Source organism: Clavibacter lycopersici, from assembly GCF_003576405.1.
Lineage (GTDB): Bacteria > Actinomycetota > Actinomycetes > Actinomycetales > Microbacteriaceae > Clavibacter > Clavibacter lycopersici.
Genome location: NZ_QWGT01000089.1, coordinates 1 through 10006 on the forward strand (window position 1 = coordinate 1; position 10006 = coordinate 10006).

9 protein-coding genes are annotated in these 10006 nt (G+C 74.4%); 3 read left to right on the plus strand and 6 right to left on the minus strand.

All coding sequences use genetic code 11. From position 1 onward, the window contains the following. Nucleotides 1-661, plus strand: a 661-nt coding sequence (locus DZG00_RS07785) for an HNH endonuclease family protein (protein WP_147359952.1), incomplete at its 5' end; no start/stop codon positions are given. Between the two features lie 256 nt (nt 662-917). Here DZG00_RS07785 and DZG00_RS07790 read toward each other — a convergent pair. From DZG00_RS07790 to DZG00_RS07800, 3 genes are all read right to left on the minus strand, one after another. Continuing rightward, complete coding sequence (locus DZG00_RS07790) at nt 918-2504, minus strand: DASS family sodium-coupled anion symporter (protein WP_119455509.1); 1587 nt, start codon at nt 2502-2504, stop codon at nt 918-920. 93 nt (nt 2505-2597) lie between these two features. Next, entirely contained in the window at nt 2598-4892 is a 2295-nt protein-coding gene (locus tag DZG00_RS07795; RefSeq protein WP_199688982.1) for a HelD family protein, read from the minus strand. 101 nt (nt 4893-4993) lie between these two features. Next, nucleotides 4994-5482, minus strand: coding sequence for a VanZ family protein (locus DZG00_RS07800; RefSeq protein WP_119382825.1), 489 nt, complete (start codon nt 5480-5482; stop codon nt 4994-4996). A 243-nt stretch (nt 5483-5725) separates the two neighbouring features. Here DZG00_RS07800 and DZG00_RS07805 point away from each other — a divergent pair, with 243 nt between their 5' ends. After that, nucleotides 5726-6979, plus strand: coding sequence for a cobalamin-independent methionine synthase II family protein (locus DZG00_RS07805; protein WP_119455510.1), 1254 nt, complete (start codon nt 5726-5728; stop codon nt 6977-6979). Nucleotides 6980-7019: 40 nt separating this feature from the next. On the opposite strand, the gene DZG00_RS07810 is transcribed toward DZG00_RS07805, so the two are convergent. Continuing rightward, nucleotides 7020-7547 (minus strand): adenine phosphoribosyltransferase, encoded by a 528-nt coding sequence (locus tag DZG00_RS07810; protein WP_119382653.1) that lies wholly within the window; start codon nt 7545-7547, stop codon nt 7020-7022. Between the two features lie 110 nt (nt 7548-7657). Here DZG00_RS07810 and DZG00_RS07815 point away from each other — a divergent pair, with 110 nt between their 5' ends. Next, complete coding sequence (locus tag DZG00_RS07815) at nt 7658-8389, plus strand: M50 family metallopeptidase (protein ID WP_119382654.1); 732 nt, start codon at nt 7658-7660, stop codon at nt 8387-8389. Between the two features lie 81 nt (nt 8390-8470). Here DZG00_RS07815 and DZG00_RS07820 read toward each other — a convergent pair whose 3' ends face one another. Then, on the minus strand, nt 8471-9304 hold the full coding sequence (locus tag DZG00_RS07820) for an aldo/keto reductase (RefSeq protein ID WP_119382655.1): 834 nt from the start codon (nt 9302-9304) through the stop codon (nt 8471-8473). 9 nt (nt 9305-9313) lie between these two features. Then, complete coding sequence (lspA, locus tag DZG00_RS07825) at nt 9314-9916, minus strand: signal peptidase II (protein ID WP_119382656.1); 603 nt, start codon at nt 9914-9916, stop codon at nt 9314-9316. Between the last annotated feature and the right edge of the window lie 90 nt (nt 9917-10006).

Consider the following 10006-nt stretch of genomic DNA (forward strand, 5'->3'; position numbering starts at 1 on the left):
CGGCGGGTCCGGGCCGGTCGGCGGCGGCACGTCGGGGCTCGGCGCGGAGCCGGGCTCGGGCGGATCCGCGCGGCTCGCCCTCGACGGGCTCGAGGTGCGCACGGAGGAGAGCGTGCCCGGATACGACCGCGAGTCCTTCGCCTGGCGCGCGGACACGGACCGCAACGGCTGCGACACCCGCAACGACGTGCTGCGGCGCGACATCGCCGACGCGGAGATCCGCGACGGCACGCGCGGGTGCGTCGTGCAGGCCGGCGTGCTGGACGACCCGTACTCGGGCGCGCGCGTGGCGTTCGACCGGTCGCGTGACCCGGAGGCCGTGCAGATCGACCACGTGGTGTCGCTGTCGGACGCGTGGTCGTCCGGCGCGTGGCGCTGGGACGCCGACTACCGCGCTGCGTTCGCGAACGACCCGCTGGAGCTGGTCGCCGCGTCCGCCGCCGAGAACAACGCCAAGTCGGACGCGACGGCCGACGAGTGGCTGCCCGGGGATCCGGCCGACGCGTGCGCTCTCGTCGCCCGGCAGGTCGCGATCAAGGTGCGCACCGAGCTCAGCGTGACGCGCGCGGAGCACGACGCGATGGCGCGCGTGCTCGACGGGTGCGCGGACGCGCCGCTCCTCACCTCGGACGACGTGCGCTGGCCGGCGCCCGCGCGCTGACCGCCGCCAGGGTGTCCGCCGTCGGGATGTCCCCTGGGGATCCGGCTCCACCGCGGGCCAACCGATCGGGCGCCCGCTCCGAAGATCACGCAATGCGCCGGACCACCAGAGACGCGATGCACCACTGGTCCGGATGTCATGGGGAGAGCGGTCGCACGGACGGCGCACGTAGAGGGGTCTCGGCGCCGGGACCACGATCGCAGGGCCGGCCCGTCATCGGGTCGGCCCATCTCCCTGCCCTCGGGCGATCCGGCGCTCAGGCGAGGAGGCCGAGCACGCCCATCCAGGCGGTGCCGACGATGCCCCAGATCACGATGAGCACGACGGCCATGACGAAGCCGACGCGGAACCACTCCTTCGTCGTCACGTAGCCGGATCCGAAGACCACGCCCGACGGCCCCGACGCGTAGTGCGAGATGCCGCCGAACAGGTTGCCGATGAATCCCAGCACGAGCGCGGCGAACAGCGGCGGCGTGCCCGTCGCCACCGCGGCGCCGAGGAAGACCGCGTACATCGCGACGATGTGCGCCGTGTTCGACGCGAACAGGTAGTGCGAGAAGAAGTAGACGAGCGCGAGCACCGCGAAGGCCCACGGCCAGGGCAGGCCGCCGACGGAGCCGGAGACGGCGCCGCCCACGAGGTCGATGACGCCGAGCGCGTCGAGCTGGTCGGCCATGCCCACGAGCACCGCGAAGAAGATGAGCGTCGACCAGGCGGACGCGTTCGCGGCCAGGTGCGACCACTTCAGGACGCCCGTGACGAGCAGCACGGCGATGCCGCCGAACGCGGCGGCCGTCGCGGGGATGCCGAGCAGGGATCCGCCGCACCAGAGCACGAGCAGCAGGACGAACGTGGCCGCCATGATCCGCTCGTGGCCGGACAGCGGGCCGAGCCCGCGCAGCTCCTCGCGCGCGTGCGCGGGGGCCTCGGGCGTGCGGGTGAGCGTCGGCGGGTACACGCGCGACATCGCCCACGGCACGACCACGAGGCTGAGGAGCCCGGGCACGAGCGCCGCGAGCGCCCAGCCGCCCCACGTGATCTCGATGCCGAGGTCGGCAGCGGCCTTCTGCGCGACCGGGTTGCCGGCCATGGCCGTGACGAACATGGCGGACGTGACGGTGTTGACCTGCACGCTCGTGAGCGCGAGGTACGAGCCGAGGCGGCGGCGCGAGGCGTCCGACTCGGGGGTGGATCCCTGCACCCGGCTGAGCGACGCGACGATCGGGTAGACCACGCCACCCGCCCGCGCGGTGTTCGACGGCGTCGCGGGCGCGAGCACGAGGTCGGTGAGCGCCATGCCGTACGCGAGGCCGAGGCTGGATCCGCCGAGCCGCGCCACGAACGCGAGCGCGATGCGGCGGCCGAGGCCCGTGACGAGGAAGCCGTCGGCGATGAAGAACGACGCGACGATGAGCCAGATGGTGGGGTTCGCGAAGCCACCGAGCGCCTCGCCGTCGGTGGACATGGTGCCCGTGAGCATGGCGACCGCGAGCCCGACCAGGGCGACGGGCGCGGTGGGCAGCGGCTGCAGGATCAGCGCGAGGACCGTGCCGACGAAGATCCCGGCCATGTGCATGCCGCGCGGGTCGACCCCGGCGGGCGGCGGGACGAGCGCGATGCCGACCGCGACCGCCACGATGACGACGACCTGGACGAGGCGCGAGCGGCGGGCGCGGCGGGCGGCGACGTCGGCGGTCGCGACTCCGTCCGTGGGCGCCTCCGCGACCGACGCGACCCCGTCGGGAGCGGGGTCCGCCTCGACCCGCTCCGCTCCCCCGGGCGCGGGACCCGTCCCGGTTCCGGGGGCGGACGAGGGGCCGGAGGATGCGGGAGGCGGGGTCATGACCGGCCCATCCTCCGCGCGTGCGGCGCCCGGTGCCACTTGTCTTCATAGTGTTCACGCGCGCCGTGCCGCGGGTGCCGCGGGCCGCGCGGATCAGGCCGCGAAGCCCGTGGACGTGACGATGTGCAGGCGCTGCGTGGGCCGGGTCATCGCGACGTACAGGCCCGCCGCGCCGCGCGAGGTGTGCGCGAGGATCTCGTCGGGCTCGGCGATGACGACGACGTCGAACTCGAGGCCCTTCGCCTCCTGCGAGCCGAGCACCGCGATGGGCCGGCCGAGGCCGCCCACGCCGATGCCGACCGCGGATCCGAACCGCTCGGCGAGCGCGCGGTGCAGCTCCTCCACCCGGTCGTCGCGGGCGATGACCGCGAGCGTGCCCTGCTCGCCGCCCTCGCGCTCCTCGTCGACCACGTCGACGACGGCGGACACGACCTCGTCCGCATCCACCTCGACCGTGTCGATGGGGTGCTCGCCCTCGCGGACGGCGCGCGAGCGGGTGACCGGGAGGCCGTGCGCGATGGCCATGCGCTCGGCGGCCTCGGCGATGCGGGCGGGCGTGCGGTAGTTGACGGTGAGCTCCTCGAGTCGCCACTCGCGCCCGAGCACCGGGCCGAGCGCGTCCTGCCAGCTGGTGACGCCGACGGCCGAGCTCGCCTGCGCCACGTCGCCCACGATCGTGAAGGAGCGCAGCGGGCAGCGGCGGAGGAGCACCCGCCACTGCATGGGCGAGAGCTCCTGGGCCTCGTCGACCACGATGTGGCCGTAGGTCCAGGTGCGGTCGGACGCGGCGCGCTCGGCGGTCGTGCGGCGCGCGGCCTGCTCGGCGAAGCCCTCGGCGAGGCGCTCGGCCGTGACCATGCCGCCGACGCCCATGTTCTCGATGGCCTGCTCCGCGTTCTCGATGTCGCGGAGGCGCTGCTGCTCGCGCTCGCGGGCGCTCGCGTCGGCCTGCGCGCTGAACTCGCCGAGGAGCTCGGCGGCCTCGTCGAGCAGGGGCACGTCGGCGATCGTGAACGGCGCGTCGCGGTCGCGGCGGAGGAGCGCGCGCCTCTCCGGGCTCCAGCGCGGGGTGAGCGAGGCGAGCCAGTTCGGGCGCGCGTAGAGGTCCTGGATCAGCTTCTCGGGGGTGAGCGGCATCCACGCGGTGTTGAGCGCGACCTTCACGTCGTAGGAGGTGCGGAGGTCCTCGCGGAGCATGGCGAGGTCGCTGTCGTCGAGGGCGCTGCCGTTGCGGCGCATCTGCGACGCGAGGACCTGCGCGAGGGATCCGAGCGCCGCCTTGTTGAAGACCACGCGCGCCTCGTTGTGCGGCTTCCTGCTGTCCTGCGCGCGGCGGAGCGCCCCGGCGACGAGCGACGGCTCGAGCACGATGCGCTCGCCGTTCACGTCGAGCGTGACGGCCTCGGTGGGCACGATCTGCCGGGAGCGGACGGCGCGCTGCAGGAGCCCGGCCATCTCGGCGGATCCCTTGACGGCGGCGACCTCGGGCGCGTCCTCCCCGGCGGCGTCGACGCCCGGGTAGAGCTGCCCGACGCTCGCGAGGACCACGCCCGTCTCGCCGAGGGACGGCAGCACGGCCTCGATGTACTGGAGGAAGGAGCGGCTGGGTCCGACGACGAGCACGCCCGAGGACGCGAGGCGGTCGCGGTGCGAGTAGAGGAGGTACGCCGCGCGGTGCAGCGCGACCGCGGTCTTGCCTGTGCCGGGCCCGCCCTGCACGACGAGCACGCCGCGGAGGTCGGAGCGGATGATGCGGTCCTGCTCGGCCTGGATGGTGGCGACGATGTCGTTCATCCGGCCCGTGCGGCCCGCGGCGAGCGCCGCCAGCAGCGCGCCCTCGCCCTGGAGGCTGGTGCGGTCCTCGTCGAGGAGCGTGGGGTCGAAGACCTCGTCCTCGACGTGCACGACCTCGCGGCCGCGCGTGGTGAGGTGGCGACGGGCGCGCGCGCCGAGCGGCGTGGCGGCGGTGGCCTGGTAGAACGCGCTCGCCTGGGGCACGCGCCAGTCGAGGAGCAGCGGCTGGAGGTCGTCGTCGCGGAGGCCGATGCGGCCGATGTACCTGTACACGGGCGCTGCGCGGTGGACCGGATCCCCGTCGCCCGCCGCGCGCGCCGGTGCGCCGTCGCGCGGCTCGTCCTCCGGCAGGTGGCCGTCCTCGAACTCGAGGCGCCCGAAGACGAGGCGCTCGTCGACCTCGCGGAGCGCCTGCAGGCGGTCCTCGTAGATGCGCGCGAAGGCGTCGCGCTCGGAGCGGTTCTGGTGCGTGCCGCCCGTGGGGCTGTCGCGCACCGCCGTCAGCTGGTCCCGGGTCTCCGCCCGCACCGCGTCGAGTCGTCCGTAGAGGCGGGAGACGTACGCCCGCTCGCGATCCAGCTCCGTACCGGTCACCTGCACACCCCTTGGAATCCGGCGTCAATCCTATCGAGCCGAGGGGGCGTCCCCTGACCGCGGGCGGGGCTCGCGAGCGGGCCGCCGGACGGGCGCGCGGGTCAGCGGGAGGTGACGACCAGGCGCCGCGGATCGGGCGCGGCCGGCTGCCGACGCCGGCGGAGCTCGCGACGGCGCGCGTTCTCGGAGCGGGCCGTGAGGATCAGGACGAGCACGACGCCCAGCAGCGCGCCGAGGCCGTTGTGCAGGAGGTCGCGGACGTCGGAGACGCGCGTGGGCAGGAACATCTGCGCGGTCTCGATCAGCGCGGACAGGCCGACGCCGAGCGCGATCGCGAGCCACCAGCGCGACCGGCCGAGGAGCAGCACCAGGAACATGCCCACGGGCAGGAACATCGCGACGTTCGCGGCGCCCTCGACGAAGGAGTACGTGATCCACGAGGTCCCGTCGTGCCGGTGCAGGGCCCGCAGCGCGCGGAACAGGAAGCCGTCGAGGCGGCGGTCGTAGGGCTCCGGCGACAGCGTGATCCACGCGACCAGGCCGAGGTACAGGGCCGTGGCGGTTCCGAGGACGGGGTGGCGGAGGAGCATCCGTCCATCATCCGGGCTCGCCCCTGTGCGCCGGATCCGTCGGAGGTGCCGGTTCCGTGACGCCCTGTTGCGCTCCGCCCCTCCTCGGGGATGACCCGGTGGGAGCATGTGCGTGCAGCGCATCCCGCGAAGCCTCGCGTCCCACCCGCATCCGCGGCCGGACACCGCCTGCGATCAGTTCCCGCTCGCCGCGGGCGGTCGTGCGAGGCCGCTCGTCGGCACGAGAGACCCGCGGAGGTCCCCATGCTCGACAGCACAGATCGGATCCAGACGTCCCACGCCGGCAGCCTGCCGCGGACGGACGCGCTCATCGCCGCCAACGCGGCGCGCGCCGACAGCAGGAAGGCCGTGCTGGCGGGCGCCGACGCGTCGCCCGCGCCCGCCCCGGCCGACGACGGCCTCGACGCGGTGCTCGGCGACGCGGTGGACGGCCTCGTCGCCCGCCAGCGCGAGGTCGGGATCACGGTGCCCGGCGACGGCGAGTACGGCAAGGCCATGTCGAGCGCCGTCGACTACGGCGCGTGGTGGTCGTACTCGTTCCAGCGCCTCAGCGGCCTGGAGCTCGTGCCCGGCGGACCGTTCTCCTCGGAGCCCGTGCGCAGCTCGCCGGGCGACGTGAAGCTCACGACCTTCCCCGACCGCCGCGACTGGACGGTCTTCGCGGACGCGTACCGGGATCCGACGAGCGGCATCACGGTCGGCGACGCGCCCATCGAGTTCCCGAGCGCCACGGGGCCCGTCTCCTACACGGGGCACGCGGCGATCCAGGCGGACATCGCGCATCTCAAGCACGCGCTCGACGCGAACGGCTACGAGGAGGGCTTCATCACGTCCCTCTCCCCCGGCAGCGCGTCGCGCATCGGCAACCTGCACTACGCGACGGAGGAGGAGTTCATCTGGGCGTGCGCCGACGCGATGCGCGAGGAGTACGTCGCGATCATCGACGCGGGGCTCGTGCTGCAGATCGACGACCCGTCCATCGCGGAGAACTGGGACCAGATCAACCCGGAGCCGAGCGTCGAGGACTACCTGGCGTTCACGCGGATCCGGGTGGAGGCGCTCAACCACGCGCTGCGCGGGCTGCCGCAGGAGCGGATCCGCTTCCACCTCTGTTGGGGTTCGTGGCACGGGCCGCACACGACCGACATCGAGTTCCGGCACATCGTGCGGACCATGCTCGAGATCGACGCGGGCGCGTACTCGTTCGAGGGCGCCAACGCCCGGCACGAGCACGAGTGGCGCGTGTGGGAGGACGTGGAGCTGCCCGACGGCAAGCTCATCGTGCCGGGCGTGGTCGGGCACGCGACCAACGTGGTCGAGCACCCGGAGCTCGTGGCCGACCGCATCGAGCGCTACGCGCGGCTGGTCGGCCGGGAACGGGTGATCGCGTCGACCGACTGCGGGCTCGGCGGGCGGATCCACCCGCAGATCGCGTGGGCGAAGCTCGAGAGCCTGGCGCAGGGCGCGGAGATCGCGACGCGTCGCCTCTGGCGCTGACGGGTCACCGCGGTCAGAGCGCTCAGAGCGCTCAGAGCGGTCAGAGCGACAGGATCGCGTGCACGTCGTGGCCGGCGAGGCGCGCGCGGCCGTCGAGGTCGGCGAGCTCCAGCACGACGCCGATGCCCGCGACCTCGTATCCGGCGCGCTCCAGCAGACGGGCGGCGGCCTCCAGTGTGCCGCCGGTCGCGAGGACGTCGTCGAGGAGCAGCACGCGGGATCCGGGCGCGAGCTGGCCGGGGTGCAGCTCGATGGCCGCCTCGCCGTACTCGAGCGCGTAGGTCTCGCGGAGCACCTCGCCGGGCAGCTTGCCGGCCTTGCGCACGGCGAGCGTGCCGACGCCGGACGCGTACGCGGCGGCCGCGGCGAGCAGGAAGCCGCGCGCCTCGACGCCCGCGACGGCGTCCACGGGGCCGCCCGCCGCGACCAGGTCGTCGACCACGGCACGCAGCGCCGGGCCGTCGGCGAGCACGGGCGTGAGGTCGCGGAAGAGGATCCCCGGCTGCGGGAAGTCGGGGACGGTGAGCAGCAGGGAGCGGACGAGGTCGGAGACGGGGGTGTCGGGCACCCGACAACGGTAGTCGGTGGCCGGGCGGCGGCGGTCCGTCAGGCGGATGTGGTGGGCTGGGCGCTCCCCCGCCCGACGCCCCGCTTCGCCCGACCGCCCGAGGAGCCCCCATGGACCCCGTCGAGATCGTCCGCGACGTCGTCGCGCGCGCGACCGCCGTCGAGGCGCCGCTGGGGGCGGGACCCGCGCTCGTCGCCGTCGCTCTCGCCGCGGTGCTCGTGCTCGTGCCGGCCGCGTGGCGGCTCACGCGGCACGCCGTGACGATCGTGCACGAGGGCGGCCACGGGCTCGCGGCGACGCTGAGCGGTCGGCGGCTCGCGGGGATCCGCCTGCACTCCGACACCTCGGGCCTCACCGTGAGCGTGGGCCGGCCGCGCGGGCCCGGCATGGTCGTCACGCTTCTCGCGGGCTACCCGGCTCCCGCGCTCGCGGGCCTCGGCGCCGCCTGGCTCGCGGGATCCGGGCGATCCGCCGCCGTCCTGTGGCTCTGGCTGCTGCTGCTCGCGCTCGTCGTGATCCAGGTGCGCAACTGGTTCGGGCTGTGGTCGTGCCTCGTCGCCGGAGTGGTCGTCGGCGTCGTCGCGGGCGCCGCGCCGATCGTCGTGCAGGGGGTCGCCGCGCACGCGCTGGCCCTCTTCCTGCTGCTCGGCGCGCTGCGGGCGACGCTCGAGCTGCAGCGGTCGCGCTCCCGGCGAGCCGGCGGCGCATCCGACGCCGACCAGCTCGGTCGGCTCACGCACCTGCCGGGGATCCTGTGGGTCGGCGTGCTCGTGGTCGTCGCGGCCGCGTGCCTGGTGGCGGGCGTCGTGCTGCTCGGGATCCCGGCGCTCCTCGGCATCTGACGGCACCCGGGCCGTCCGGACGCGACGCGGCCGCCGCGCCCCGGGTGGGACACGACGGCCGCGGGAGACGGGATCCGCCCCCTACATCTCCTCGTGCGTGTCCGGGTCGCCGTCCCAGAGGCGCGACTGCGGGCCGGAGCCGATGGCGCGCACCTCCTCGTCGGTGAGCTCGAAGCCGAAGACGTCGAGGTTCTGGCGCTGGCGCTCGGGATCCGTGGACCGCGGGATCGGCAGCGCGCCGGACTGGACGTGCCAGCGCAGCACAGCCTGCGTCGGGGTGACGCCGTGCGCCTCGGCCGCCGCGACGACGGCCGGGTCCTGCATGAGCTGCTCGCGCGTGCCGAGCGGCGACCAGCTCTCCGTCACGATGCCGCGCTCGGCGTGGAAGGCGCGCAGCTCAGCCTGCGCGAACGACGGGTGCAGCTCGACCTGGTTGACGACGGGCAGCACGCCCGTCTCCTCCTGGAGGCGCGTGAGGTGGGCGGGCGTGAAGTTGGAGACGCCGATGGAGCGGACCAGTCCGCGCTCCTTCAGCTCGATGAAGGCGCGCCAGCTGTCGACGTACTTGTCGACGCTCGGGTTCGGCCAGTGGATGAGGTAGAGGTCCACGAAGTCCACGCCGAGGCGCGCACGCGACTCCTCGAAGGACGCGAGCGTCTCCTCGTAGCCGTGGTGGCGGCCGGGCAGCTTGGTGGTGAGGAAGAGCTCGTCGCGCGGGACGCCGGAGCGACGCATCCCGTCGCCCACCGCGGCCTCGTTGCCGTAGTTGAGGGCCGTGTCGAGGAGGCGGTAGCCGGCGCCGATGGCGCCGGAGACGAGCTCGGCGCCCGCGTCGTCGTTGAGCCCGTACGTGCCGAGGCCGATGGCCGGGATGCGGTTGCCGTCGGAGAGTTCCAGGGTGGGGATGGTGGTCATCCCCTCACGCTACGCCCGGTCGGCGGGGCCGGTCCCGGCGTCCGCAGGCGACTCGGCGGCGTCGTCGTCGGACTCGTCGGCGCGCTCGTCGGCTGCGTGGTCGCGCCCGAACACCGTGGTCAGGGCCCACGCGATCATGCCGCAGACCGTGAGGATGTCGGCGACGTTGAAGACCGCGAACCACTCGACGGCGATGAAGTCGACGACGTGGCCGGACAGCGGCCCGTCCTCCGCGCGCGTGATGCGGTCGAAGAGGTTGCCGAGCGCGCCCGCGAGCACGGCCGAGAGGAGCAGCACCTGCAGGAGCGACGCGCGGTGGCGGATCTGCCAGCCGACCCACACGGCGAGGCCGAGCGCGAGCGCCATGATCCCGACGGTGAGGAGCGGTCCCACCTCGGCGCCCATGCCGAAGGAGACGCCCGGGTTGTAGACGAGCGCGAAGCGCACGGTGGGGACGAGCGGGATGGTCTCGCCGCCGCCGAGGGCGTCCACGGCCCAGCGCTTGCTGAGCTGGTCGAGGACGAAGCCGACCACCACCACGACGACCGCGAGCGCCACGACGACGGGGCGGGAGGTGCGGGGGCGGCGTGCGGCGGGGGGTGCGGAGGTCACGCGACGAGCCTAGGCGGTGGTCGCCTGCGGATCGCCCCGGTCGTCGCTCGGCGCCTCGGGGGCGGGCGGAGCGGGCTCCGGGGCGATCGG